The sequence below is a fragment of the Pseudomonas multiresinivorans genome (assembly GCF_012971725.1).
Classification (GTDB): Bacteria; Pseudomonadota; Gammaproteobacteria; order Pseudomonadales; family Pseudomonadaceae; genus Pseudomonas; species Pseudomonas multiresinivorans.
In genome coordinates this window covers 3,366,799-3,390,788 of the sequence record NZ_CP048833.1, presented here as the reverse complement: position 1 = coordinate 3,390,788, position 23,990 = coordinate 3,366,799, and the positions used below count along the sequence as shown (strand labels likewise).

24 protein-coding genes are annotated in these 23,990 nt (G+C 65.6%); 18 read left to right on the top strand and 6 right to left on the bottom strand.

Features of this window, described 5'->3' with window-relative positions; all coding sequences use genetic code 11:
- Position 1: 1 nt before the first annotated feature.
- The 4 genes from G4G71_RS15470 (at position 2) to G4G71_RS15455 (ending at position 3,647) form a co-directional block, all read left to right on the top strand.
- Positions 2-931 carry a sulfonate ABC transporter substrate-binding protein gene (locus tag G4G71_RS15470; protein ID WP_169938959.1) on the top strand — a complete coding sequence of 310 codons (930 nt, stop codon included), beginning with the start codon at positions 2-4 and terminating at the stop codon, positions 929-931.
- A 433-nt stretch (positions 932-1,364) separates the two neighbouring features.
- Positions 1,365-2,171 carry an ABC transporter substrate-binding protein gene (locus G4G71_RS15465; RefSeq protein WP_169938958.1) on the top strand — a complete coding sequence of 269 codons (807 nt, stop codon included), beginning with the start codon at positions 1,365-1,367 and terminating at the stop codon, positions 2,169-2,171.
- A gap of 74 nt (positions 2,172-2,245) precedes the next feature.
- The gene (locus G4G71_RS15460) at positions 2,246-2,959 is read left to right on the top strand and encodes an amino acid ABC transporter permease (protein WP_169938956.1); all 714 of its coding nucleotides are present in this window, start codon (positions 2,246-2,248) and stop codon (positions 2,957-2,959) included.
- Position 2,960: 1 nt separating this feature from the next.
- Positions 2,961-3,647, top strand: a complete 687-nt coding sequence (locus tag G4G71_RS15455) for an amino acid ABC transporter permease (protein ID WP_169938954.1) — start codon at positions 2,961-2,963, stop codon at positions 3,645-3,647.
- A 223-nt stretch (positions 3,648-3,870) separates the two neighbouring features.
- Here the strand turns inward: G4G71_RS15455 and G4G71_RS15450 are convergent, their stop codons facing one another.
- The 5 genes from G4G71_RS15450 to G4G71_RS15430 are packed head-to-tail and all read right to left on the bottom strand — an operon-like array spanning position 3,871 to position 8,289.
- A complete protein-coding gene (locus tag G4G71_RS15450) occupies positions 3,871-4,629 on the bottom strand; it encodes an ABC transporter permease (protein WP_169938952.1) in 759 nt (252 codons plus the stop codon).
- Positions 4,626-5,825: an ABC transporter substrate-binding protein gene (locus G4G71_RS15445; RefSeq protein WP_169938950.1), complete on the bottom strand. Its 1,200-nt coding sequence runs from the start codon at positions 5,823-5,825 to the stop codon at positions 4,626-4,628. Before G4G71_RS15445 ends, G4G71_RS15450 begins: the two co-directional genes overlap by 4 nt.
- A complete protein-coding gene (locus G4G71_RS15440) occupies positions 5,791-6,627 on the bottom strand; it encodes an ABC transporter ATP-binding protein (RefSeq protein WP_169938948.1) in 837 nt (278 codons plus the stop codon). The genes G4G71_RS15445 and G4G71_RS15440 overlap by 35 nt, the downstream gene beginning before the upstream one ends.
- On the bottom strand, positions 6,624-7,682 hold the full coding sequence (locus tag G4G71_RS15435) for an acyl-CoA dehydrogenase family protein (protein ID WP_169938947.1): 1,059 nt from the start codon (positions 7,680-7,682) through the stop codon (positions 6,624-6,626). Before G4G71_RS15435 ends, G4G71_RS15440 begins: the two co-directional genes overlap by 4 nt.
- A gap of 46 nt (positions 7,683-7,728) precedes the next feature.
- The gene (locus tag G4G71_RS15430; protein ID WP_169938945.1) at positions 7,729-8,289 is read right to left on the bottom strand and encodes a carboxymuconolactone decarboxylase family protein; all 561 of its coding nucleotides are present in this window, start codon (positions 8,287-8,289) and stop codon (positions 7,729-7,731) included.
- A 104-nt stretch (positions 8,290-8,393) separates the two neighbouring features.
- On the opposite strand from G4G71_RS15430, the gene G4G71_RS15425 reads away from it, so the two are divergent.
- From G4G71_RS15425 to G4G71_RS15390, 8 genes are all read left to right on the top strand, one after another.
- Positions 8,394-9,296, top strand: coding sequence for an AraC family transcriptional regulator (locus tag G4G71_RS15425; RefSeq protein ID WP_169938943.1), 903 nt, complete (start codon positions 8,394-8,396; stop codon positions 9,294-9,296).
- A 132-nt stretch (positions 9,297-9,428) separates the two neighbouring features.
- Complete coding sequence (locus G4G71_RS15420; protein ID WP_169938941.1) at positions 9,429-10,625, top strand: ATP-binding protein; 1,197 nt, start codon at positions 9,429-9,431, stop codon at positions 10,623-10,625.
- 41 nt (positions 10,626-10,666) lie between these two features.
- Positions 10,667-11,317 (top strand): Vgb family protein, encoded by a 651-nt coding sequence (locus G4G71_RS15415; RefSeq protein ID WP_169938939.1) that lies wholly within the window; start codon positions 10,667-10,669, stop codon positions 11,315-11,317.
- Between the two features lie 65 nt (positions 11,318-11,382).
- Complete coding sequence (locus G4G71_RS15410) at positions 11,383-11,832, top strand: methyltransferase family protein (protein ID WP_169938937.1); 450 nt, start codon at positions 11,383-11,385, stop codon at positions 11,830-11,832.
- Between the two features lie 99 nt (positions 11,833-11,931).
- The gene (locus G4G71_RS15405) at positions 11,932-12,633 is read left to right on the top strand and encodes a response regulator transcription factor (RefSeq protein ID WP_169938935.1); all 702 of its coding nucleotides are present in this window, start codon (positions 11,932-11,934) and stop codon (positions 12,631-12,633) included.
- Entirely contained in the window at positions 12,633-14,018 is a 1,386-nt protein-coding gene (locus tag G4G71_RS15400; RefSeq protein WP_169938933.1) for a HAMP domain-containing sensor histidine kinase, read from the top strand. The genes G4G71_RS15405 and G4G71_RS15400 overlap by 1 nt, the downstream gene beginning before the upstream one ends.
- 73 nt (positions 14,019-14,091) lie before the next feature.
- Positions 14,092-16,326, top strand: coding sequence for a TonB-dependent siderophore receptor (locus G4G71_RS15395; protein WP_169938931.1), 2,235 nt, complete (start codon positions 14,092-14,094; stop codon positions 16,324-16,326).
- A 15-nt stretch (positions 16,327-16,341) separates the two neighbouring features.
- Positions 16,342-17,235, top strand: coding sequence for an alpha/beta hydrolase (locus G4G71_RS15390; protein ID WP_169938929.1), 894 nt, complete (start codon positions 16,342-16,344; stop codon positions 17,233-17,235).
- A gap of 271 nt (positions 17,236-17,506) precedes the next feature.
- On the opposite strand, the gene G4G71_RS15385 is transcribed toward G4G71_RS15390, so the two are convergent.
- Complete coding sequence (locus tag G4G71_RS15385) at positions 17,507-18,400, bottom strand: LysR family transcriptional regulator (RefSeq protein ID WP_169938927.1); 894 nt, start codon at positions 18,398-18,400, stop codon at positions 17,507-17,509.
- 99 nt (positions 18,401-18,499) lie between these two features.
- Between G4G71_RS15385 and G4G71_RS15380 the strand changes: the two genes are divergently transcribed.
- The 6 genes from G4G71_RS15380 (at position 18,500) to G4G71_RS15355 (ending at position 23,977) form a co-directional block, all read left to right on the top strand.
- Positions 18,500-19,276, top strand: coding sequence for an NAD(P)H-dependent oxidoreductase (locus G4G71_RS15380; RefSeq protein ID WP_169938925.1), 777 nt, complete (start codon positions 18,500-18,502; stop codon positions 19,274-19,276).
- A gap of 263 nt (positions 19,277-19,539) precedes the next feature.
- The gene (locus G4G71_RS15375; protein WP_169938923.1) at positions 19,540-20,325 is read left to right on the top strand and encodes a transporter substrate-binding domain-containing protein; all 786 of its coding nucleotides are present in this window, start codon (positions 19,540-19,542) and stop codon (positions 20,323-20,325) included.
- 56 nt (positions 20,326-20,381) lie between these two features.
- Entirely contained in the window at positions 20,382-21,059 is a 678-nt protein-coding gene (locus G4G71_RS15370; protein ID WP_169938921.1) for an amino acid ABC transporter permease, read from the top strand.
- Positions 21,056-21,790, top strand: coding sequence for an amino acid ABC transporter ATP-binding protein (locus G4G71_RS15365; protein ID WP_169938919.1), 735 nt, complete (start codon positions 21,056-21,058; stop codon positions 21,788-21,790). Before G4G71_RS15370 ends, G4G71_RS15365 begins: the two co-directional genes overlap by 4 nt.
- Before the next feature lie 16 nt (positions 21,791-21,806).
- Positions 21,807-23,072 carry a cysteine desulfurase-like protein gene (locus tag G4G71_RS15360; protein WP_240964786.1) on the top strand — a complete coding sequence of 422 codons (1,266 nt, stop codon included), beginning with the start codon at positions 21,807-21,809 and terminating at the stop codon, positions 23,070-23,072.
- 29 nt (positions 23,073-23,101) lie between these two features.
- A complete protein-coding gene (locus G4G71_RS15355) occupies positions 23,102-23,977 on the top strand; it encodes a MurR/RpiR family transcriptional regulator (protein ID WP_169938916.1) in 876 nt (291 codons plus the stop codon).
- Positions 23,978-23,990: the final 13 nt, after the last annotated feature.

Below are 23,990 nucleotides of genomic sequence, written 5' to 3'. Positions count from 1 at the left end.
TGTGAAGCTGCTTCATCGAGTGCTCGCCGGGTTGTTGCTGCTCGTGGCCGGCAGCGCCCAGGCGCAGGACCCGGCGCAACTGCGCATCGGCTACCAGAAGGCCTCGGTCAGCCTGGTGCTGGCCAAGGAACACCGTCTGCTGGAACAACGCTTCTCGCAGACGAAGATCCAGTGGATCGAATTTCCCGCCGGTCCGCAGATGCTCGAGGCGCTGAACGTCGGCAGCCTGGACCTGGGCTCCACCGGCGACATCCCGCCGATCTTCGCCCAGGCGGCCGGTGCCGACCTGCTCTACGTCGGCGTCGAGCCGCCCAAGCCGCAGGCGGAAACCGTGGTGGTGCCCAAGGACAGCCCGATCCACAGCGTGGCCGAACTCAAGGGCAAACGCGTGGCCTTCCAGAAGGGCTCCAGTTCGCACAACCTGCTGCTGCGCCTGCTGCAGCAGGCCGGCCTGACCCTGCGCGATATCCAGCCTCTGTACCTGACTCCGGCCGATGCCCGCGCCGCCTTCGAGAGCGGCAAAGTGGATGCGTGGGCGATCTGGGACCCGTGGTACTCGGCGCTGCTGCTGGGCGGCAACGCGCGGCTATTGGCGGATGGTTCCGAGGTGGGGCTGAGCGGTCCGTTCTACCTGTCCAGCCGTGAGTATGCCGGGGCAAACCCCGAGTTCATCCACCAGGTGCTGGACAGCCTCAACCAGGCCGAAGCCCTGACCCGCAGCGACGAGGCCGACAGCGTGGCAATCATGGCGCGTGTCACCGGCCTCTCCCCGCAAGTGATCGCGGAGACCTTCAAGCACCGCCCGCCCTCACCCATCCGCCCGCTGGACGCCGCCGACATCGCCGCGCAACAGCGCACCGCCGACCTGTTCCTCGCCGAACGCATCCTGCCGCGCGCCGTCGACATCAGCGCCGCCCGCTGGATGCCCTGATCGTTTTCGTAGGATGGCGTGGAGCGAAGCGATACCCATCGTCTCCATGCCGACTCCGCTGATGGGTATCACTTCGCTCCACCCATCCTACGACGCTGAGCACGACTCTTGATCTCGTAGGAGCGGACTCCGTCCGCGATGTCTTCAAGCCGCGCCAAGATGCCTGGGGCGTAGCAATCGCGGACGGAGTCCGCTCCCACGCACATGCGAGATTCATGTAAATGGTTATCTAACCGGTTACTTTATATTTCTTCCGGTTATTAGATAGACGAATTCATTCCTTCTCCGCCACCCCGCCGCGCTGCCACACTCGGCTTCGCCGGCGGGCGACCCCCGCCGCTCTACAGCGGGCTTCTCCCACCCTCGAGCGCCCGCTCTCGATCATTCCGGGACCCCGTCACACGAGCGTGGCCCGACAAGGAGCTGGATGTTCATGAAGAAACTCACTGCCGTTACCGCTCTCGCCCTGGCCGTCCTCTCCGGACTGGCCCATGCCGACCGCCTGGACGACATCAAGAAGGCCGGCGTGCTGCGCGTCGCCGCGTTCGACAGCAACCCGCCATTCGGCTTCGTCGATGCCAAGAGCAAGCAGATCGAAGGCCTCGACGTGGATTACGCCAAGGCGCTGGCCGACAAGCTCGGCGTCAAGTTGCAGGTGCTGCCGACCAACCCGGCCAACCGTATTCCGCTGCTGACCGCCAACAAGGTCGACCTGGTGCTGGCCAACTTCACCATCACCCCCGAGCGCGCCGAGCAAGTCGATTTCAGCATTCCCTACTTCTCCTCGGGCCAGCAGTTCATTGTCAGGAAAGGCTCCCTGAGCAGCCCTGACCAGCTGAACAAATGGCGCGTAGGCGTCGACAAGGGCACCGTCAACGAAGGCGTGCTGCGGGAGAAATTCCCCGGCGCCAAGGTCATCGCCTACGACGACACGCCGTTCGCCTTCACCGCCCTGCGCAACGGCCAGGTCCAGGCCATCACCCAGGACGGCCCCAAGCTGATCGGCCTGCTGGCCAACGTGCCGGACAAGGACAAGTACGAAGTCCCGCCCTTCACCATCTCCAATGACCTGATCGGCGTCGGCATTCCCAAGGGCGAGAAGGCCCTGGCCGAGTTCGTCAACCAGAGCCTCACCGAGCTGGAAGCCCAGGGCCAGGCGCAGAAGATCTACGACACCTGGTTCGGCCCGGACACCAAGACGCCGCTGGCCCGCCTGTACAAGATCGGCGACAAGAGCTGATCCGCGCACTCCGCACCACCCCACGCCCCGGCTCGCCGGGGCGTGTCCGTTTCTTTCACTGATGGATTCGTGACATGTTCGGCGAACTGCTCGCCCCGACCTACCTGCGCTGGTTGCTCGACGGCTTCCTGCTGACCCTCGGTATCTCCCTGTTCTGCTGCGTTATCGCCACCCTGCTCGGCGCGCCGCTGGCCATCGCCCGGCAGGCGAAATCGCGCTGGCTGTCGTGGCCGGCGCAGGCCTATCTCGCGCTGTTCCGCAACACGCCGCTGCTGGTGCAGCTGTTCTTCTGGTATTTCGGCGTGCCCGCCCTGCTCCCGGAGGAGCTGGTGTTCTGGCTCAACTCGCCCCATGAGCTGGGCTGGCTGGCGTGGCCGTCCTTCGAGTTTCTCGCCGCCGCCTGGGGGCTGACGCTCTACACCACTGCCTTCATCGCCGAGGAATTCCGCGCCGGTATTGCCTCGGTCAGTGCGCAACAGCGTGAAGCTGGCATGGCGCTGGGCCTTCGCCCACTGCAGGTGTGGCGCTGGGTGGTCCTGCCGCAGGCGCTGCGCACCGCGCTGCCTCCGCTGATGGGCCAGTACATGAATGCGCTGAAGAATTCCTCGCTGGCCATGGCCATCGGCCTCGCGGAGCTTTCCTACGCCTCGCGCCAGGTGGAGACGCAGACCTTCAAGACCTTCCAGGCGTTCGGCATCGCCACCCTGCTGTACATCGGCGCCATCGCGCTGATCGAGGCGCTGGGCCAGGCGATCCAGCAAACGCGCCGCTATCGCCAGGGAGCCTGACATGGACTTCTCGGTGATCTCGGACAACCTGTCCTATTTCCTTATCGGCGCTTACCCGGACGGCCCGCTGGGCGGCGCGGCGCTCACGGTGATCCTCGCGCTGGCCTCCGGCCTTGCCTCGGCGGTGATCGGCCTGGCACTAGGTATCGCGTTGTCAGTATTGGGCGGAAAACCGCGCCTGCTGCTGGTGGCGTTCCTCGGTTTCTTCCGCGCCATCCCGGTGCTGATGCTGATCTTCTGGGTCTACTTCCTGCTGCCCATCGTCCTGCACATCGACGTGCCGGCGCTCGGCACGGTGGTCTGCGCGCTGTCGCTGATCGGCGGGGCTTATCTCGCGCACTCGGTGCACGCCGGTATCGAAAGCCTGCCCAAGGGCCAGTGGGACGCCGCCCGCGCGCTGGGCCTGCGCCCATGGCAAGTGCTTACGCTGGTGATCCTGCCGCAGGCGCTGCCGATCATGCTGCCGTCGTTCCTGAATCAGTGGGTCTCGCTGATCAAGGACACCTCGCTGGCCTACGTGATCGGTGTGGGCGAGCTGTCCTTCGTCGCCACCCAGGTGAGCAACCGGGTGATGGTGCATCCCACGGAGGTGTTCCTGTTCGTCGCGCTGCTGTACTTCGTACTGTGCTCGATGCTGGATCTGGTGGCAGCACTGCTGGCCAGGCTTACGCAGGGCGATGTGACATAGGGAGCCTGGGGCAATTTGATGCCTATGAGCCAGCTCCAGAACGCCCTCTCCCCAGCCCTCTCCCTGAAGGGAGAGGGAGCCGTTCGGCGTTCGGTGTTGTTCCGCAATCAGCCGGCGAGCGCCTGGCTACCCGAAAACTCAGGACAGTCCCCTCTCCCTTCGGAGCGGGGCGCGCAGCCAGGGTTAGGGAGAGGGCTGTATCAGGAGAACTCAGAAGGCCCCATCACCCCCGCCGCCGATACAGGCTGCGCGCCAGCGCATCCAGGGCAAACCCCAGTACGCCGATCAACAGCACCATGGCCATCAGTTCGGAATAGGCCAGGCGGTCCCGCGTATCGAGGATGTAGTAGCCCAGCCCTGCGCTGACGCCGAGCATCTCGCAGGGCACCAGGACGATCCAGAGGATGCCGATGGCCAGGCGCACGCCGGTCAGTACGTGGCCGAGCACGCCGGGCAGGATGACCTTGCACAGGGTTTCGAACGGCGTCGCGCTGAGGCTCTTCGACAGCTGCAGCCAGCGCGGATCGAGCTGGCGCACGCCGGCGGCGGTGTTCAGCAGGATCGGCCAGACCGCGGCGAAGGCCAGCAGGAAGTAGATCGGCGAGTCGCCCACGCCCATCAGCATCACCGCGATCGGCATCCACGACAGCGGCGAGATCATCCGCAGGAACTGGAAGGCCGGCGTGGTCGCCGCCTCCAGATGACGCGACGCACCCACCAGCAAGCCCAGCGGCACGCCAACGGCCAACGCCAGCAGCAGACCTAGCAGCACCCGCTTCAGGCTCACCAGCACGTGCTCGTACAGCTCCGGGCGGGCCAGCAGCTCGCCCAGGCTGACAAAGGTGGCCTGGGGCGAGAACAACTGTCCCAGGCCGTCGCCACCGAACAGCTGCACGCCGATCCACCAGAAACCGAGCAGGATGACGAGCCCGGCCAGGCCCAGCGCCCAATGGCGGCGCGTGGAAAGAACAACGGGTGTCACGTGGTGATCTCCTCGCTGCGCTCGAAGCTGTCCGGGAAGCCGAAGGCGCTCAGGCCACCGACGCTGGCGATGGCATTACGGACGAAGCGGTCGTCCACCAGGTCCTTGGCCACCTGGGTCGGCTCCAGTGCCGCGAGGAAGCCCTTGTCGCCCTGGATCAGCGTGTCCTTCAGGCGCCGCACCAGCTCCTCGGTGTAGCTGGGGAACGGATATGGCTGGAAGTCGATGCGCTCCTCGTGCCAGTCGGCATGGCGGATGGCGCCGTCAGCCAGGTACTGCTGGCGTTCGCTGGCGGCAGGAGCCAGTACCCGACTGAGCACGTCCGGCGCGTGGGGCGTGTAGCGATTCTCGCCGTCCTTGGACAGCAGTTTGGCCGCCTCGGCGCGGTTGTCGCGGGTCCACAGCTGCGCCTTGACGATGGCGTTGACCACCTTCTGCGACCACTCCGGGCGGTTGTTGAGGTCGTGTTCGTGCATGAACACCACGCAGCAGGCGTGGTTGCGCCAGACGTCGCCGGTGAAGCGCTGGATGCGCCCGACCTTGAGGTTCTCCGCCAGGGCGTTGAACGGCTCGGCGACGATGTAACCGGCAATGCGCTTGGCAGCCAGGGCCGGCGGCATGTCCGACGGCGGCAATACCACCAGGTTGACCTCGTTGGCCGCCAGCGCAGCGTTGGCCGGCTTGCTCACGGCTTGCAGGCCGTTGTCGCGCAGCAGTTGCTGCAGCACGACGTTGTGGATCGAGTACCAGAACGGGATCGCCAGGGTCTTGCCGCCCAGCTGCTTCACGTCGCTGATGTCCGGCGCCACGGTCAGGCCCGAGCCACCCACGTGGTTCCAGGCCACCACCTTGGCCGGCACCTTGCTGCCATAGCGCGCCCAGACGGTCATCGGCGATAGCAGGTGGATGACGTTGACCTGCCCGGAGATGAACGCCTCGATCACCTGCGCCCAGCTACGCAGCAACACCGGGCGCTCGGCCTTGATGCCTTCGGCGTCGAACAGGCCGTTGGCGTGGGCGACCAATAGCGGGGTGGCGTCGGTGATCGGCAGGTAGCCGATGCGCACCGGGGCGTCCGGCTCGCTGGCGGCGCGCGCCTGCAGGCTGGTCAGCAGCGGCAGCGCACCGGCGGCGGTGAGCAGCGCGCCGAGTTTGAGGATGTCACGTCGAGAGTGTGTGGGGTCGTCCAGGCACATGGGCAGGCTCCTGCGCAGAAGTAGTGTTTGCGTGGGTGCGGCTTGCCCGCCGTAGGGTTTTGAGGATCTCGACCCGCAGTGCGCCCAGTTCCTCGACCAGCTCCGCACGGGGTTGCGGCAGGTCGATGTGCCACTCGCCCAACGTTCGCGCCGGGGTGTCGCCCAGTAGCAGGATTCGGTCGGAAAGCAGCAGCGCTTCGTCGATGTCGTGGGTGATCAGCACGGCGGCGGTGCGCCGCTCGTGGATGACGGTGAGCAGCAGTTGCTGCATGTCGGCGCGGGTCACTTCATCCAGCGCGCCGAAGGGTTCGTCAAGCAGCAGCACCTGCGGTTGGCGCGCCAGGCAGCGGGCCAACGCGGTGCGCTGGGCCATGCCGCCGGAGAGTTGCGCCGGCATGAAATCGCGAGCGTGGCCCAGGCCCACAGAGGCAATGGCGTCATCGACCCGCGCTTGCAGCGTGGCCTTGTCCAGCTTCGGCTGGCGGGCGAAGTCGAGGCCGAAGGCGACGTTCTTCACAAGGTTCAGCCAGGGCAGCAGGCTCGGGTCCTGGAAGGCCACGGCGACTCGCGGGTGTGGCCCGTCGATGGCCTGGCCGAGCAGTTTCACACTGCCGGCTGCCGGTTTCTGCAGGCCGGCCAGTACGCGCAGCAGGCTGGACTTGCCGACGCCGCTGGGGCCGAGGATCGACACCACTTCTCCCGGCGCCAGGTCCAACGCAAAACCTTCGAGCACACTGCGCCAGCCGTTGTCACCCGGATAACCGAGGGCAACATCGCTGGCCTGCAGGATCGTGTCGCTCATGCCTTGGCCTGCTTCTGCAGTTCGGTGCGCAGCTGCACCAGGCTCGGCGTGACGATGGGTACGAAGGCCGACTCGCGCCAGCGCCGGGCGAATGCTGCGCCATGTTCGCTGAGGTAGGCCTTGCCGCCACTGGCTTGCAGTTCCAGCTGCACCGCCGCGGCCGCGCCTTCGGCCAGGCCGATGCGGATACGGAACAACCTGGCCGGCTCAGTAAGGAACACACCGCTCAACAAACCGTCACGCAGTTGCACAACGAGTTCGCCGAGCTCGGTGCTCAGGCGCTGTTCCTCCTCGCGCAACACCGAACGGCGGTCGCTGAGATGGCTACGCACGGCCTCCAGCGCCTTGCGCGTAAGGCCGATGGTCATCGCGCATTGCAGGCCGAGGAAGGCCGGGCGCACGCGTGGCAGGTATTGGCGGGCATCGTCGTGCAGCAGCCAGTCGAGTGGCAGTTCGACCGAAGTAAAGTCCAGCGCAGCGGTATTGCTCGATTGCAGGCCGAGCAGTTGCAGGTCGTCCGAGCGGATCAGGCCGGCGCTGTCGGAAGGGATTGCCGCCACCAGCGGCGCTTCGCCGGCCCGCTCGATGGCGGCAGCCACCACGAAGCGGCCCTTGCGCAGGTTGGTTACCCAGTGCAAGCGGCCATCGAGGTTCCAGCCGTCGCCGGCCGGTGTCGCCGCCACCTGCAGGCTCTCGATGCCAGAGAGGAACTTCATGGCGTTGGACAGCCCCGTGGCGCCGGCCAGACTGCCGTCCAGCAGTTCGCCGAGCAGCCGGTCGCCCAGTGCGCGATTGGGGCTTTGCAGCAGGTATTCGATGAAGGCGCGCTGGCCCCAGAAGACAAACGCGGCGGTCAGGGAATGGCCGGCGACATCGGCAATCGCATCGATGGCATCGAGCACGTTGCCGCCGCTGCCGCCGCGCTCCTCGGGCACGCCAATGGCGAACAGCCCGGCAGCGGCGAGCTGCGGTAGCACGCTCTGCGGGTCGGTATGGCCAAGGTCGAGGCCCTCGGCGTGCTCATCGAGCCAGCGGCTCAGTGTCGGGTCGAGCATCATCGCTCTCCTTGCAGGGGCGGCCAGGGCCGCCCGGTCACACGAATCAGGCGGAAGCCTTTTTCCAGCGGTATTTGCCCAGCTCCGGGTTCAGCGGTGTCTGGGCCAGCACGTTGGCAAAGTTGCACAGGGTGGCCAGGCTGATACCCAGCAGTACTTCCAGTGCATTGCCATCGGTGAAACCGGCGGCGCGAAAGGCTTGCAGCCCTGCATCGCTGACCGCGCCACGGGTGGCGATGGACTCACGGGCAAACGCGGCCAGGGCTTCCAGGCGGGCGTCAGGCAGCTCGCGCTGTTCGCGCAGGGCGGCTATCACTTCCTCAGGCAGCCTGGCCTTGTTGAAGGCCACCGCCGTGTGCCCGGCCACGCAGAAGTCGCAGCCATGGGTGGTGGCGGCGATCAGCTGGACCACCTCTCGCTCCGGCAGGCCAAGGTCGGACTTGCCGTTGAGGCCGGAAACGGTCACGTAGGTTTCCAGCGCGGCCGGCGCGTTGGCCAGCACGCCCAGCAGGTTGGGAATGAAACCGGAACCCTTGAGTGCATTCTCGAGGAAGGGTTTGGCGGCTTCCGGGGCGCTGTCGAGGGTCTGGATGGGCAGGCGGGACATGGTTCGACTCCGTTGAAATGGGGTGTCGAAAAAGTCTGTTGGTAATAAGAAATCCATTCAATATTCTAAAGTCGCTATCACTTGCTCATGAGTCTTTCCATTAGATGATTTCATCCAGCCCCCTGGTCGATTGGTTATTAGACAGCCTTGAACTGAGCGCGAGCCTGTTCCATGTGGGGCGCTATTGCGGCGGCTGGCACGCCTCGACCCACGGCATGGCGCGGGCCAGTTTCCACCTGGTGGTGCAGGGGCATTGCTGGCTGCACCTGGAGAATGAGCCGCCCTGCCGGCTGGACAGCGGCGATGCGGTGTTCATCCTGCGCGATGTGCCGTATCGCCTCTCGAATGAATCAAGCGCCGAGGACGCCGCCTGCCAGCCGCGCCAGAACATGACCGCGCTGGAGCTGCAGGCCGAGGATGGCGTGGGGCTGGTGTGCGGGTTCTTCCAGTTCGATTCGGGGCTGTCGGCGCTGATCATCAACGCCCTGCCCGCCTTCCTCGTCCTGCGCGCCGAGGAGCCGTCCCAGCGCGCCGCGCGCAGCCTGTTCGAGCTGATCCTCGAGGAGTGCCAGCGGCAGCCGGCGCCCTCGCAGCAGATGCTCGAACGCCTGAGTCACCTGCTGTTCCTCTACGTGCTGCGCCAGCAGGTGGTGGCCAACGAGTCCCTTGGCGGGCTGGTCGCCCTCGCCCGCCAACCGCAATTCGCCAGCCTGCTGGAGCGGATGATCCAGCAACCACAACTGCCCTGGACGCTGGAGGACATGGCGGCCAGTGCCGGGCTGTCGCGCTCGGCCTTCTTCAAGCGTTTCAACGAAACCTGCGGGCAGTCGCCCGGCCAGGTCCTGCTGGCCCTGCGCATGGGCCAGGCGTGCCGCTTGCTGAAGGCCGACCAGAGCGTGGCGGAAGTCGCCGCTGCCGTCGGCTACCAGTCCATCGCCGCGTTCACTCGCGCCTTCCATAAGGCGACCGGACAGCAGCCTGGCGCCTTCCGCCGCGCCGCCAACTGAGGCGCGGGCTGGCTCTCGCTGGGCGGTGATGGCAGTTCTCCTGCGTCAGCGGCGGCACGCTGGGCATGACCTAGACTAGGCAGCGGACCGGGGGCCGAGGGCCGCGGGAGTGACAAAGGTGGCGGGACTTCCATGGATTCGCTGATCACGGCCGCGGCCTCTGCCCTGGCGGCGGGCGACCCCTTGGCTGCGCTGAACCGCGTGGCATTGCGCGAGGACCCGCCGGCACTGGCTTTGCGCGGCATCGCCATGGCGCAGCTAGGTGATTTTTCCCGCGCACGTACCTTGCTGCGCCAGGCCGCCCGAGCCTTCGGCGCCCACGAGCCGCTGGAACGTGCCCGCTGTCGGGTGGCCGAGGCGGAAGTGGCGCTGGCCAGCCGTGAGCTGAACTGGCCGACCGAACCGCTGGAACAGGCGGCGCAGGTGCTGCAGCGCCATGGCGATCCGATCAACGCCGCCCATGCCCGTTACCTGTTGATCCGCCGCGCGCTGCTGATCGGCAGGCTCGATGACGCCAGCACATCGCTGGGCTTGCTGGAACCGAGCTCGTTGCCGGCGCCCCTGCGCGCGGTGCATTGGCTGATCGCTTCCGGCATCGCCGTCCGCCGGCTGCAAGCGGGTGAGGCGCGGACCGCGCTGGGCAGGGCCGGCGAAGCCGCTGCGGCATCGGGCATTCCGGCCCTGTGCGCGGAGGTCGAGCAGGCGGCCCGCCTGCTCGATGCACCGGCCGCCCGGCGGATCGACCGGCAGATCACGCGCGTGCTGTCACTGGATGAAGTGGAAAGCCTGCTGCACTCCGATGCCCTGGTGGTGGACGCCTGTCGCAACCGCGTCGGCGGCCTGTCGCTGGGCAGCCGTCCGGTGCTCTTCGCCCTCGCTCGCGCGCTGGCCGAAGCCTGGCCCGGCGACGTGTCGCGCAGCGAGCTGATCGGCCGGGTGTTCCGCACCCGCCATCCCGACGAAACCCATAGGGCCCGCCTGCGGGTGGAAATCGGCCGTTTGCGCCGCCTGTTGCAGCCGCTGGCAGGCATCGAGTCGACACCGCGCGGTTATCTGCTGATCGCCGCCAATCCGGTCGTCCTTGCACCGCCGCTGGATGACGCCAACGCTGAAGTGCTGGCGCTGCTCAGCGATGGCCAGGCCTGGTCCAGCTCGGCCCTGGCTCTGGCGCTGGATACCAGCCAGCGCAGCGTGCAGCGCGCCCTCGAAGTATTGGCCGAAGCCGGCCGGGTGCAGGCGCTGGGGCAAGGGCGTGCGCGGCGCTGGACGCTGCCGCCGGCACCGGGATTCGCGACGACCTTGTTACTCCCCGCGCCCTTCGGTGCCTGAATAGGCTGAAGGCTCCAACCCACTATGTGCAGGGCGACACCATGACCACCCACTACAAGCAATCTCCGGCGCAGGTGCTGGAGGAATACGGCCCCTTCCCCGGCGTGAGCACCGTCCACGGCCTGACCTTCGACGGCCAGCACGTCTGGTTCGCCGTTGGCGAGCGCCTGCAGAGCCTCGACCCGAAGAACGGTCATCTGGAGCGTTCCATCGAAGTCCCCGCCCATGCCGGCACTGCCTTCGACGGCACCTACCTGTACCAGATCGCCGAAAGCCGCATCCAGAAGATCGACCCGGCCAGCGGCAAGGTGCTCTCGAGCATTCCCGCACCGGGCAATGGCGGCGATTCCGGCATGGCCTGGGCGGAGGGTTCGCTCTGGGTCGGCGAGTATCGCGCACGAAAGATTCATCAGATCGACCCGGAAAGCGGCGAAGTCCTGCGTACGATTGATTCAAATCGTTTCGTCACCGGCGTGACCTGGGTCGAAGGCCAGCTCTGGCATGGCACCTGGGATCCGGAAGCGACCTACAGCGAGCTACGCCGCATCGACCCGCAGTCCGGCGCGGTTCTGGAGCAGTTGGACATGCCCGAGGGCGTGCATGTTTCCGGGCTGGAGGCCGACGGTGCCGAACGCTTCTACTGCGGCGGCGGCAACAGCGGCAAGGTCCGGGCGGTACGCCGGCCGCGCTAAGGGCGGCAATCTGGGCTAGTGTTGGCACCTCACTGGAGATGGCCGCACTGGCCCGGAGAACGAGCATGGATTGGCTGGAACACCGTATTCCCCCACCCCTGGTGGCGCTCATCAGCGGCCTGCTGATGTGGCTGGCGGTACGCCCGATTGCGCCTCTGGGCGGCCGCCTGTGGCTGGCCCTGCTGGTGGTGCTGGCCGGGGCGGCGGTATGCCTGGCGGGCGTGGCGTCATTCCGCCGCGCACGCACCACGGTCAATCCGCTGAAACCCGAGAGCGCCTCGTCCCTGGTGATCGCCGGCATCTACCGGCACACCCGCAACCCCATGTACCTGGGCTTCGCCATCATCCTGCTGGGCTGGTGCGTGTTCCTCGGATCCGCATTGGCGGTGCTCGGCGTCGCAGCCTTCGTGCTGTACATCGGACGCTTCCAGATCCGCCCTGAGGAAAGGGCGTTGCGCGAGCTGTTCGGCGCGGAGTTCGAGGCTTTCTGCGGCCGGGTGCGACGCTGGGTCTGAGGGCCTCGCGGCAGATTGCCATTGCCTTGTGACCGGGAGAGATGAGATATTTGCAAATGCTAAACATTCTCATCAAAGAAACTCTCATCAAGGTTTACCGTGTCCCCTTCGCTTCTGCTGGTGGAGGACGATTCCCGTCTTCGCCTGGACCTCGAACGCCATTTCTGTCAGCGCGGTTTTGCCGTCACCACCTGCGCCAACGGTGACCAAGGCCTAGTAGCCGTTCACCAGAGCGACTTCGACCTGGTCCTGCTGGACATCATGCTGCCCGGCGTCGATGGCCTTTCCCTGCTCGACACCCTGCGTAGCCATCGCGCTACGCCGGTCATGCTGATGTCCGCCCTTGGCGCGGAGCAGGATCGCATCACCGGCTTCACCCGTGGCGCCGACGATTATCTGCCCAAGCCCTTCAGCCTGGCGGAACTGGATGCGCGCATCGATGCGCTGCTGCGCCGGGTCAGTCTGGATCGTGCCCGCGAAGTGCCGCGCGAGCCGCTCCGACATGGCTCGCTGGAGTTCGACGATGAACTGCAGGACGTTTCCCGCAAAGGCGAACACGCAGGTCTGACGCACTCCGAGTACCGCCTGCTGGCCACGCTCAATGCCCATGCCGGCGAGGCGTTGAGCAAGACCTTCCTCTACCAGAGCGTGTTGCACCGCGCCTATACCCGCCTCGACCGTGGCCTGGACGTACATGTCTGCAACCTGCGCCGCAAGCTGGCCGCCATCGGCGCGCAGCAGGTGCAGATCCAGGCGGTGCGCGGCCAGGGCTACATCCTGGTGGACGCGGAGCGTCACTGATGCGCCGACATCCGCTGCTGTGGAAACTGGCCGCGCTGCAGGTCGGCTTCTGCCTGCTGCTGACCTGGCTGATCTGGACCTGGGGCCTGTCGCTGGAACGCAGCACCTACTTCCTGGGCGAAGCCGATCGCGACTACCTGGCGCGCTATGCCGAGCAGGCGGAAATGGTCTTCGAGCAGCACGGCGCCGAAGGTGTCGAGCGCTTCCGCCAGGAGCTGTCCGCCGCCGAAGACACCTGGGTGGCGGTGATAGGCGACCACCTGCAGAGCCTGGGCACCACGCCGCTGACGGCGGAGGAATCCAGCCACCTGACGTTCATGCGCAAGCTCGACTGGCCGATGAGCCGACGCCTGCAGGACGAGCTGCCCTACGTCAGCATCGAGTTTCCCGCGCATCCCGAACGCGGCCGGCTGGTCATGCAACTGCCCGAGCGGCTGCTACCTGGCGGCCTGACGCCCTGGACGCACCTGTTCAGCCACGGCGTGGTGCCGACCCTGCTGGCCGCCCTGCTCGGCCTGCTGATCTACCGCCACCTGGTGCTGCCGCTCAATCGCCTGCGCGCCCGCGCCGACGCCCTTCGGGCCGACGATCTGGACAGCGAAGGTCCCGGCACACCACTGGCCAATCGCCGCGATGAGTTGGGCGAGCTGGCACTGGCCTTCGATCACATGGCCGAGCGGCTACGCCACAGCCTTGCCCAGCAACGACTGCTGCTGCGCACCCTGTCCCACGAACTGCGCACACCGCTGGCGCGCCTGCGCATCGCCCACGACACCGATCTGCCAACGGAGCAGTTACGCGAGCGGCTGGATCGGGAGATCAACGACATGCAGCGCCTGCTGGAAGATACCCTCGACCTCGCCTGGATGGACACCGAACGCCCGCAGCTGGAACGTGAGCCGGTGCTGGTGCTTTCGGTGTGGGAAGCCCTGCGCGAGGACGCGTGCTTCGAGAGCGGCTGGGACTCCGAACGGCTGCCCTGCTCGCTGGGCACCGACTGTGTGGTGCAGGTGCATCTGGACAGCTTCGCCCAGGCCATCGAGAACCTGCTGCGCAATGGCATCCGTCACTCTCCCCGCGACGGCAAGGTGCGCCTCGATGGTTGGAGCGAGGGCGGGTTCTGGCACCTGTGCATCAGCGACGATGGTCCCGGTGTCGCCGAGGAGGACCTGGAACGCATCTTCCAACCCTACCAGCGCCTGCAGCCGTCCGAGTCCAGCGGTTTCGGCCTCGGCCTGGCCATCGCTCGACGCGGAGTCGAGCTGGCGGACGGCCGACTGTGGGCTGAGAACGGCGCGAAGAATGGCCAGGTCGGGCTGTGCCTGCACCTGCTGCTGCCTGCGTTATCCGCGAAAAGTTCCCCGCACAAGTGTTTAGAAAGTTAATGCGCTTTACTGGCAAATAGCATTCATTATCATTTGTGATCTCTTTGTAACCGCCCTCCGCCGGAGATCACCGATGTCCTCCCGTCCGATGCAGTTCCTTCCGCCCTTCCTGCTGCTTTCCAGCTGCCTGCTGTCCTTCGCCGTGCAGGCCGCCAGCGCCGATTCCGATGTCGTCGAATTCGACAGCGAGACCATCGTCGCTACCGCCGCGGAGGAAGCCAAGCAGATGCCGGGCGTGTCGATCATCACCGCCGAGGACATCAAGAAGCGCCCGCCGGCCAGCGACCTGTCGCAGATCATCCGCACCATGCCCGGCGTCAACCTGACCGGCAACTCCACCAGCGGCCAGCGCGGCAACAACCGCCAGATCGACATCCGCGGCATGGGCCCGGAAAACACCATGATCCTGGTGGACGGCAAGCCCGTCAGCAGCCGCAACGCCGTGCGCTACGGCTGGCGTGGCGAGCGTGATTCGCGCGGCGACACCAACTGGGTGCCGGCCGACCAGGTAGAGCGCATCGAGGTACTGCGCGGCCCGGCGGCGGCGCGCTACGGCAATGGCGCGGCGGGCGGCGTGGTGAACATCATCACCAAGCAGGCCGGCAAGGAAACCCACGGCGACGTCACCGTCTACAGCAACTTCCCGCAGCACAAGGACGAAGGCGCCACCCAGCGCATGACCTTCGGCCTCAACGGCCCGCTGACCGACACCCTGAGTTACCGCGTCTACGGCAACGTCGCCAAGACCGACTCGGACGACTGGGACATCAACGCCGGCCACGAATCCAACCGCACCGGCAACCAGGTCGGCACCCTCCCCGCCGGCCGCGAAGGCGTGCGCAACAAGGACGTCAACGGCCTGCTCAGCTGGCACCTGACGCCGGAGCAGACCCTCGATTTCGAAGCGGGCTTCAGCCGCCAGGGCAACATCTATACCGGCGACACCCAGAACACCAACAGCAACGCCAACGTGAAGTCCATGCTCGGTCACGAGACCAACCGCATGTACCGCGAGAACTACTCGATCACCCATCGCGGCGAGTGGGACTTCGGCAGCTCCATGGCCTACCTGCAGTACGAGAAGACCCGCAACAGCCGCATCAACGAAGGTCTGGCCGGCGGCACCGAGGGCATCTTCAGCAACACCGATTTCTACACCGCCACGCTGCGCGACCTGACCGCCCACGGCGAAGTGAACCTGCCGCTGCACGCCTGGCGTGACCAGACCCTGACCCTGGGCAGCGAGTGGGTCCAGCAGAAACTCGACGACCCCAGCGCCAACACCCAGACCACCAGCGAAGGCGGCTCCGTACCGGGCCTGACCAGCAGCAACCGCGACACCACCTCGCAGGCGCAGATCTTCTCGCTGTTCGCCGAAGACAACATCGAACTGCTGCCCGGCACCATGCTCACCCCGGGCCTGCGCTGGGACCACCACAGCATCGTCGGCGACAACTTCAGCCCGTCCCTGAACATCTCCCACGCGCTGACCAACAGCGTCACCCTGAAGGCCGGCATCGCCCGCGCCTACAAGGCGCCGAACCTGTACCAGCTCAACCCCGACTACCTGCTCTACAGCCGCGGCCAGGGTTGCTACGGCCAGAGCACCAGCTGCTACCTGCAGGGCAACGAGGACCTCAAGGCGGAAACCAGCGTCAACAAGGAGCTGGGCATCGAGTTCAACCAGGACGGCCTGATCGCCGGGCTGACCTACTTCCGCAATGACTACAAGAACAAGATCGAGTCGGGCCTGTCGCCGATCGACCAGGCCACCGGTGGCAGCGGCAGCTACGCCAACGCGGCGATCTACCAGTGGGAGAACGTGCCCAAGGCGCTGGTCGAGGGCCTCGAAGGCACCCTGACCATCCCGCTGATGGAGCAGCTGAAGTGGAGCAACAACTTCACCTACATGCTGCAATCGAAGAACAAGGAAACCGGCGACGTGCTCTCGGTAACGCCGAAGTACACCCTGAACTCCATGCTCGACTGGCAGGCCACCGACGCCCTATCGCTGCAGGCCAGCGTCGCCTGGTACGGCAAGCAGAAGCCGAAGAAGTACGACTACCACGGCGACCGCGTCACCGGCAGCGCCAACAACCAGCTCTCGCCCTACGCCATCGCCGGGCTGAGCGGCACCTACGTATTCACCAAGAACCTGAGCTTCACCGCCGGGGTGGACAACGTCTTCGACAAGCGCCTGTTCCGCGAGGGCAACGCCCAGGGCGTGAACGGCATCGAGGGCGCCGGCGCGGCCACCTACAACGAACCTGGCCGCACCCTTTACACCAGTCTCACCGCGTCGTTTTGATTAGAGAAAAGCCTGATGAGATTTCGCCTCCTGGCCCTGGCACTGGCATTCGCCGTGCCGGGGCTGGCAGCGCACGCTGCGCCTGCCCCCGACCAGAAAATGGACACGACCCTGCTGCAACGCAGCGACCTGGCCTACCGCTTCAGTGAACTCAAGCTGGATTCCGCCGATGGCCAGCGCCACTACCAGCTGTGGATTGCCCGGCCGAACCACCCTGCTCCGGCCGCCGGCTATCCAGTGGTATGGATGCTCGATGGCAACGCCGCCGTCGGCGCACTGGACGAGAAGCTGCTCAACGACTTGAACAACGGCAAGGCGCCATTGCTGGTTGCCGTGGGTTACCAGACGCCCCTGCGCATCGACCGCAGCGGCCGCACCCGCGACTACACCCCGCCGCGCCCGCAGCTGGCCGAGCAGAAAGACCCGCTCACCGGCGACCCCAGCGGCGGCGCCGATGCCTTCCTCGACCTGATGCGCGACCGCATGCTCCCGGCGGTGGCCGCCCAGGCGCCCATCGACCGCTCGCAACAGACGCTCTGGGGCCACTCCTACGGCGGCCTGCTGACACTGCACGCGCTGCTCACCCGCCCGCAGCAGTTCAGCTTCTACGCGCCGGCCAGCCCTTCGCTGTGGTGGGGTGATGGCGCCATCCTCAAGGAGCAGGACGGCTTTGCCCAACGCCTGGCCGGGCATTCTGCGCAGTTGCTGCTGATGCGCGGCGGCAAGGAGCCCTTCAAGCCGCGCGAGGACATCACCCCCAGCGCGCCACGCGCCGCCCAGCAATTGGTAGAAAGCGTGGGCAAAGTGCCCGGCCTGCAGGCGCGGTTCCACGCCTTCGACGGCATGAGTCACGGGCAGACGCTGGAGGCTTCGCTGAAGTACCTATTGCGGATGCGATTTACGCAGTAACGGTGAACGCCCCTGTCACCTGTGTTCCCCTCACCCTAGCCCTGACTGCGCACCCCGCTGCAAAGTGGGAGGGAACTGATCGGCACAGGATGGAAGCACATCGTCAGCCGGCACGGATGGCCCCCTCTCCCCCTGGGAGAGGGTTGGGGTGAGGGAAGGCCCAACGCAGGACTTAGCCCTGTAGGAGGGAGCTTGCTCGCGAACCGCCCAGCGCCGTACTCGCCGGCGAGTTTGTTCGCGAGCAAGCTCGCTCCTACAAAAGCGTTGACGCTCAGACTGACCCGGCGATCTGCTCCCGCAACCACCGGTGCGCCGGGTCGCGGTGCGAGCGTTCGTCCCAGAGCATCGACATCTCGTACCCCGGCACCTCCACCGGCGCCTCCACCACGCGCAGCGCCGGGTTATTGCGCACCAGCCGCGCCGGCACCATGGCCACCAGGTCGCTGCTGGCCAGCGCCGAGATGACGAAGAGGAAATGCGGCACCGACAAGGCTACGCGCCGGCTCAGGCCGACCGCCGCCAGCACTTCGTCGGTCACGCCGCTGAAGCCGCCGCCATCGGGCGACACCATCACATGCTCCAACTGGCAGAACTGCGCCAGGCTCGGCTTGCGCTTCAACTTCGGGTGCCCGGCACGCCCGGCCAGCACGTAGCGCTCGCTGAACAACGTGCGCCGGCGCATGTTCGGAGGGCTGCCCTCGGTGGTGTGGAACGCCAGGTCTATCTCGCCCTGCTCTGCCTGCCGGGCGATGCGCGGCGGCGACAGTTCCAGCAGGGCCAGACGAGTGCCCGGTGCGCTGCCGCGAATGGCGCTCAAGGCCGGCAACAGGATGGTCGACTCGCCATAGTCGGTCGCGGCGATGCGCCAGGTGTTGTCCGCCAGGGCCGGATCGAAAGGCGCTGAGGGCGCCACTGCATGCTCCAGCGCTTCCAGGGCCAGTCGCAACGGCTCGCGAAGGGATTCCGCCCGCGCCGTAGGGCGCATGCCGCGTGGGCCGGGCAGGAGCAGCGGGTCGTCGAAGATGTCGCGCAGCTTGGCCAGGTGCACGCTGACCGAGGGCTGGGAAAAATTCAGCTGCTCGGCGGCGCGTGTGACGTTGTGCTCGCGCAGCAGCACGTCGAGGGTCACCAGCAGATTCAGATCGAGCCTGCGCAGATTATTCATTGATATACCTGGGATACCGGTTATTCATTTCCACTATACCCCGGCAATCCGCATCCTGCGCCCATCCCCTCTCACCGGATGACTCACAGGAAGGCATTCATGAACGTACTGATCGTTTACGCCCACCCCGAACCACGTTCGCTCAATGGCTCACTGAAGGACTTCGCCGTGCGCCACCTGCAGGATGCTGGCCATGCCGTGCAGGTCTCGGACCTGTACGCGATGAACTGGAAGGCCCCGATCGACGCTTCCGACAGCCTCGATCGCGATCCCGAAGCGCGTTTCGACCCCTCGCTGGACTCCCAGCGCGCCTACACCGCTGGCCGGCAGAGCGCGGACATCTCCGCCGAACAGGAAAAGCTGCGCTGGGCCGACACCGTGATCCTGCAGTTCCCGCTCTGGTGGTTCAGCATGCCGGCAATCCTCAAAGGCTGGTTCGAGCGGGTATACGCCTATGGCTTCGCCTACGGCGTCGGCGAGCACTCCGACGCCCGCTGGGGCGACCGCTATGGCGAAGGCAACCTTGCCGGCAAACGCGCCATGCTGGTGGTCACCACCGGCGGTTGGGAGTCGCACTACAGCCCGCGCGGCATCAACGGCCCGATCGACGACCTGCTCTTCCCGATCCACCACGGCATGCTGTACTACCCCGGCTTCGACGTGCTGCCGCCGTACCTGGTCTACCGCACCAGCCGCGTCGACACCGAGCGCTACGCGCAGATCGAACGGGAGCTGGGCGAGCGCCTGGACACGCTCCAGACCACCACGCCCATCCCCTTCCGTCGGCAGAACGGCGGCGATTACCAGATTCCCGCGCTGACCTTGCGCGATGAGATCGCCCCGCGGGCGAACGGCTTCGACGCGCACCTGAAGTGAGAGCGCACGGGCACACGGACTGCTTGCAGAACCCTGCTGCATTCGGGTGCAACCCCGACGGGGGGAGGCTTCCGGGGCACGTCCTGCCTGACTCTGAAGGCTTGCGGCGGCTGCCCCGCAAACAGGCACAACGCACCACAATGGAACCATTTAATTCAGAAAAATTACTTATTGAATTATTTGATTTACACGCTTAACCTCGATTGCAGATTCCTTCAGACGGGATCGCAGGCTTCTTCAAAACAAGAACGAGGGGAGCAGCAATGAAAGCAAAGTGTGTAGCGGGTTTAGCCCTGGCGGCAGCCTTCACGACCGGGGCCACCTGTGCCTGGTCCGCTGACTGGACGGTTGGCGCCAACGTCGGCAACGTGCCCTGGGAGTTCCAGGATGCCAAGGGTGAGATCGTCGGTTTCGAAGTGGACGTCGTACGCGAAGCCGCCAAGCGCGCCGGCAAGTCCGTCGAGTTCGTCAACATCCCCTTCAATGGCCTTTTCAGCGCCGTTCAATCACAGCGCGCGGACCTGGCCATTTCCTCGATCACCATCACCCCCAAACGCCTCGAGTCAGTTGGATTCGCCCAGCCGTACTACGACAGCGATCAATCCCTGTCGGTGCTCAAGACATCCTCCATCAAGAGCCTGGACGACCTCCCCGGCAAAGTCGTCGGCGTCGATACCGGCTCCACGGGGGACATGTGGGTCGGCCAGCACAGCGCACAGTACAAGTTTGGCGATGTATCGCGCTACGAGGGCCTGTCCCCGGCCATGCTCGATCTTGCCTCCGGTCGAATCGACGGCTACATCAGCGACATCCCCGCAGTCCTCTACTACATCAAGGACAAGCCACAGTATGCCGTGGTCGCGCACATCCCAACCGGTGAGCGCTACGCGATCATGCATGCGAAGAACTGGCCGGCCTCCGCGCAGCTCAACGACATCATCAGCACGATGAAGCAGGACGGTTTCATCGCCGACCTGCACAAGAAGTGGTTCGGTGCCGATGCGACTGCCGGCTCCAGCACCCTGGAAGTGGTCGACGCACCTCGCTGAAACCATCCCTGCCATGCGGCGGCAACCAACGGCGCCGCTTCGCTCAGGAAGTCCCGATGGAACTGCTACATACCTTCTTCAACTGGGGTGTCTTCGTCGATGCCCTGCCGGTGATGCTGCGTGGGCTGGGCGTGACGGTCATGCTGGGTATCCTCAGCATTGTGCTGGGCCTGGTCGGCGGCCTGGCCCTGGCGATGATCCGGCTCTACGCGCTCACACCGCTGCGCGCACTGGCGCGCGTCTATATCGATGTGCTGCGTTCAATCCCGCTATTGGTGCTGCTGGTGCTGATCTACTACGCACTGCCCTTCATGGGGATTCGCCTGTCGTCCTTCGCCGCGGCCACCGCAGCCTTGTCCATGGTTTCCTGCGCCTATGCCGCGGAAATCTTCCGCTCGGGCATCGAGGCCATCCCCCGTGGCCAATTCGAGGCCGCTGCATCGCAGGGCATGGGCTTCTTCCACACCATGCGCGACGTGATCCTGCCGCAGGCAATGCGCATCGTCATGCCACCGATGACCAGCAACTGCATCAACGTGATGAAGGACACAGCGCTGGCCTCGGTGGTAGCGATGCCGGACCTGCTCAAGCAGGCGACCCAGGCACAGGCGCTGGCGGCCAACCCGACGCCCCTGGTCGGTGCCGCCGTCATGTACCTGCTGCTGCTGTTGCCGCTGGTGCAACTGGTGAGCTGGGTCGAGCAGCGCAATCACAGCGGGAGCAAAGCAGCATGAAGCCGATCATCCAGGTCAAGCGCATGTCCAAGCACTACGGCGAGTTCCAGGCGCTGTATGGCATCGACCTCGACGTCGTCGAAGGCGAAGTGGTGGTGATCCTGGGGCCTTCCGGCTCCGGCAAGTCCACCCTGATCCGCTGCATCAACCTGCTGGAGAACTATCAGCAGGGCGACATCCTGGTGGCCGGCGAACGTGTCGAGACAGGCTCGCGCCTGGCGCATATCCGCAGCGAAGTGGGCATGGTGTTCCAGGGTTTCAATCTCTATCCGCACCTGAGCGTGCTGGACAACGTGGCGCTGGCGCCGATCCGTGTACGGAAGATGTCGCGCCGTGATGCCCACGCTCGTGCCCAGGTGCTGCTGGAAAAGGTCGGCATGGCCAGCCACGCGCACAAGCTGCCGGGGCAACTTTCCGGAGGACAACAACAGCGCGTGGCAATCGCCCGCACCATGGCGATGGAACCGAAGGTCATCCTGTTCGACGAACCCACCTCTGCCCTCGATCCCGAGATGGTCGGCGAGGTACTGGATGTCATGCAGGCACTGGCCCGCACGGGTGTGACCATGATCGTGGTCACCCACGAAATGGGCTTTGCGCGGCGCGTCGCCGACCGGGTGATCTTCATGGAAAGCGGGCGCATCGTCGAAGAGAACGAGCCCGAAGCATTCTTCACCCAGCCCCGTGAGGCGCGAACCCAAGCTTTCCTCCAAGCCATTCTGCATCACTGAATAATGGAGCACCGACGTGAATCTGCCTTCTGCCCCTCGTCATAACGCGCTCGACATGGATTACGTGCGCGCCCAGTTCCCCATGCTGGCCGATGGTTTCGCCTATCTCGATAACGCCGGTGGTTCGGCCGTGCTGGGTCGCGTCGCCGACCGGGTGCGAGACTATCTGCTCAATAACAGCGTGCAACTGGGTGCCTCCTACAGTGGCTCGGCGCTGGCTGGCGAGCGGGTCCTGGAAGCACGCCGGGCCATCGCGCAACTGATAAACGCTCGTCATCACGAAGAAGTGATCATGGGGGGCTCGACCACCCACCTGCTGCAGATTCTCTGCCGCGCACTGGCGCCGAGCGTCGGGCCAGGCGACGAAATCATCGTCACCAACAGTGACCACGAAGCCAACATCGGCCCCTGGGTGCGACTGGCCGAAGAGCGCGGCGCAACACTGAAGTTCTGGAACGTGGACAGCGCCAGCCAGGAGCTGGAACTGGCCGACCTGGACCGCCTGCTCAGCCCGCGTACCCGCTACGTCAGCATGACCCATGCGTCGAATATCCTGGGTAGCGTCAATCCGGTAGCCGAGGTCGCGCAGCGTGTCCATGCGATCGGCGGCAAGCTGTGCGTCGACGCCGTCGCCTATGCGCCGCACCGCCTGGTGGATGTCCAGGCCAGCGCGGCGGACTACTACGTATTCAGCTTCTACAAGGTGTTCGGCCCGCATTTCGCCGTGCTCTGGGGCCAGCGGGACGCATTGCTCGAGTTGCCGAGCCTGAATCACTTCTTCATCGGCCGTGAGGTGCTGCCCTACAAGCTGCAACCAGGCAACCTCAACTACGAGCTGTCCCATGGCTGCGCCGGGATCAACGACTACCTGCTGGACATCGGCGCTCGGCTCGGCGCCCAGGGCAGCCCCCGGCAGATCATGCAGGCGGCTTTCGACGCGTTCGAGCAGCAGGAGGACCTGCTGGCCGAGCGCCTGCTGCAGTTCCTCCGCGAAAAGCCCGGGGTGCGTATTATCGGCAAGGCGCAGGTGAAAGACCGCGGGCGCGTACCTACCATCAGTTTCGTTGCCGACGGCCTATCCTCGGAAAGCATCGTGCGCGCCATCGACGAGCACCGCATCGGCATTCGCTTCGGCGACTTCTACGCCCGTCGCCTGATCGAACATCTCGGGCTGGCGCAGCATGGCGGAGTGGTGCGGGTTTCGATTGCCCACTACAACACCGTCGAGGAGATCGACCGGCTGGTCGACCATCTCGACTGCGCGCTCGATCGCCTGCGCTGATCGACGTCCTCCACCTGACCGAGCCTCTTATGTCTGCCCCGAAGAATCTCACGCAACTGCGTGCCGCCATCGTCGCCCAGCAGGCCGACCTTACCCAGCGCATGCGCGATGCCGCACGTTACCTGACCGATCATCCCCATGACGTCGCGCTCAATACCGTCGCGGCGCTCAGCGAGCAATCGGGCATCGCTTCAACGGCCTTCATCCGTCTGGCAAAGGCTCTGGGTTTCAATGGCTTCAGCGAACTGCAGAAGCTCTTCAAGGAGCCTTTGCAGCAAGCTGGCCAAGGCAGCTTCAGCGAGCGCATTCGCCACCACAAGGGCGAACAGCTGCTGGAGGATCCAACCGATGTCGGCGGCATCCTGCGCGAGTTCAGTCGCGCCAATATCGTCTCGCTCGAACACCTGGCCGAAGGCACGCAGCAAGCCGCCATCGAAGAGGCCATCGAGCTGCTGCAAAGCTCCCGCACCGCCTTCGTGATCGGTATGCGCCGCTCCCTTCCAGTGGCCAGCTATCTGAGCTATGCCATCAGCCGCGGTGGCCGTCCATCGGTGCATATCGGCGGTTTCGGCGGAACGCTGCGCGAACAGGTCGCCGCGGTTCGCAGCGACGACGTGCTGGTGGCGGTCAGCTTCCCGCCCTATGCCAGCGACACCGTCGAGGCCTGCCAGCAGGCGCTTGCCGCCGGTGCCAGGGTATTGGCAATCACTGACAGCCTGCTCAGCCCGATCGCCCAGGGGGCTTGTGTGCTGATTGAAGTCAGCGACGCCGAATTGCTCGGCTTCCGCTCACTGACCGCATCGTTCTGCGTGGCGCAGACACTGGCGATGGGCCTGGCCTTCAGGGACCGCCAGGCTCCGGACGGCAGTATCGATCATCAGGTACTCGAAGACATCGACTGCTGACCCCCCCTTATTT

What these genes read in the sequence shown, in the direction of transcription:
- G4G71_RS15465 (WP_169938958.1), top strand. Translation starts at nt 1,365, where the DNA reads ATGAAGAAACTCACTGCCGTTACCGCTCTCGCCCTGGCCGTCCTCTCC.
- G4G71_RS15460 (WP_169938956.1), top strand. Translation starts at nt 2,246, where the DNA reads ATGTTCGGCGAACTGCTCGCCCCGACCTACCTGCGCTGGTTGCTCGAC.
- G4G71_RS15455 (WP_169938954.1), top strand. Translation starts at nt 2,961, where the DNA reads ATGGACTTCTCGGTGATCTCGGACAACCTGTCCTATTTCCTTATCGGC.
- G4G71_RS15445 (WP_169938950.1), bottom strand. Translation starts at nt 5,825, where the DNA reads ATGTGCCTGGACGACCCCACACACTCTCGACGTGACATCCTCAAACTC.
- G4G71_RS15440 (WP_169938948.1), bottom strand. Translation starts at nt 6,627, where the DNA reads ATGAGCGACACGATCCTGCAGGCCAGCGATGTTGCCCTCGGTTATCCG.
- G4G71_RS15435 (WP_169938947.1), bottom strand. Translation starts at nt 7,682, where the DNA reads ATGCTCGACCCGACACTGAGCCGCTGGCTCGATGAGCACGCCGAGGGC.
- G4G71_RS15430 (WP_169938945.1), bottom strand. Translation starts at nt 8,289, where the DNA reads ATGTCCCGCCTGCCCATCCAGACCCTCGACAGCGCCCCGGAAGCCGCC.
- G4G71_RS15425 (WP_169938943.1), top strand. Translation starts at nt 8,394, where the DNA reads ATGATTTCATCCAGCCCCCTGGTCGATTGGTTATTAGACAGCCTTGAA.
- G4G71_RS15420 (WP_169938941.1), top strand. Translation starts at nt 9,429, where the DNA reads ATGGATTCGCTGATCACGGCCGCGGCCTCTGCCCTGGCGGCGGGCGAC.
- G4G71_RS15415 (WP_169938939.1), top strand. Translation starts at nt 10,667, where the DNA reads ATGACCACCCACTACAAGCAATCTCCGGCGCAGGTGCTGGAGGAATAC.
- G4G71_RS15410 (WP_169938937.1), top strand. Translation starts at nt 11,383, where the DNA reads ATGGATTGGCTGGAACACCGTATTCCCCCACCCCTGGTGGCGCTCATC.
- G4G71_RS15400 (WP_169938933.1), top strand. Translation starts at nt 12,633, where the DNA reads ATGCGCCGACATCCGCTGCTGTGGAAACTGGCCGCGCTGCAGGTCGGC.
- G4G71_RS15395 (WP_169938931.1), top strand. Translation starts at nt 14,092, where the DNA reads ATGTCCTCCCGTCCGATGCAGTTCCTTCCGCCCTTCCTGCTGCTTTCC.
- G4G71_RS15390 (WP_169938929.1), top strand. Translation starts at nt 16,342, where the DNA reads ATGAGATTTCGCCTCCTGGCCCTGGCACTGGCATTCGCCGTGCCGGGG.
- G4G71_RS15385 (WP_169938927.1), bottom strand. Translation starts at nt 18,400, where the DNA reads ATGAATAATCTGCGCAGGCTCGATCTGAATCTGCTGGTGACCCTCGAC.
- G4G71_RS15380 (WP_169938925.1), top strand. Translation starts at nt 18,500, where the DNA reads ATGAACGTACTGATCGTTTACGCCCACCCCGAACCACGTTCGCTCAAT.
- G4G71_RS15375 (WP_169938923.1), top strand. Translation starts at nt 19,540, where the DNA reads ATGAAAGCAAAGTGTGTAGCGGGTTTAGCCCTGGCGGCAGCCTTCACG.
- G4G71_RS15370 (WP_169938921.1), top strand. Translation starts at nt 20,382, where the DNA reads ATGGAACTGCTACATACCTTCTTCAACTGGGGTGTCTTCGTCGATGCC.
- G4G71_RS15365 (WP_169938919.1), top strand. Translation starts at nt 21,056, where the DNA reads ATGAAGCCGATCATCCAGGTCAAGCGCATGTCCAAGCACTACGGCGAG.
- G4G71_RS15355 (WP_169938916.1), top strand. Translation starts at nt 23,102, where the DNA reads ATGTCTGCCCCGAAGAATCTCACGCAACTGCGTGCCGCCATCGTCGCC.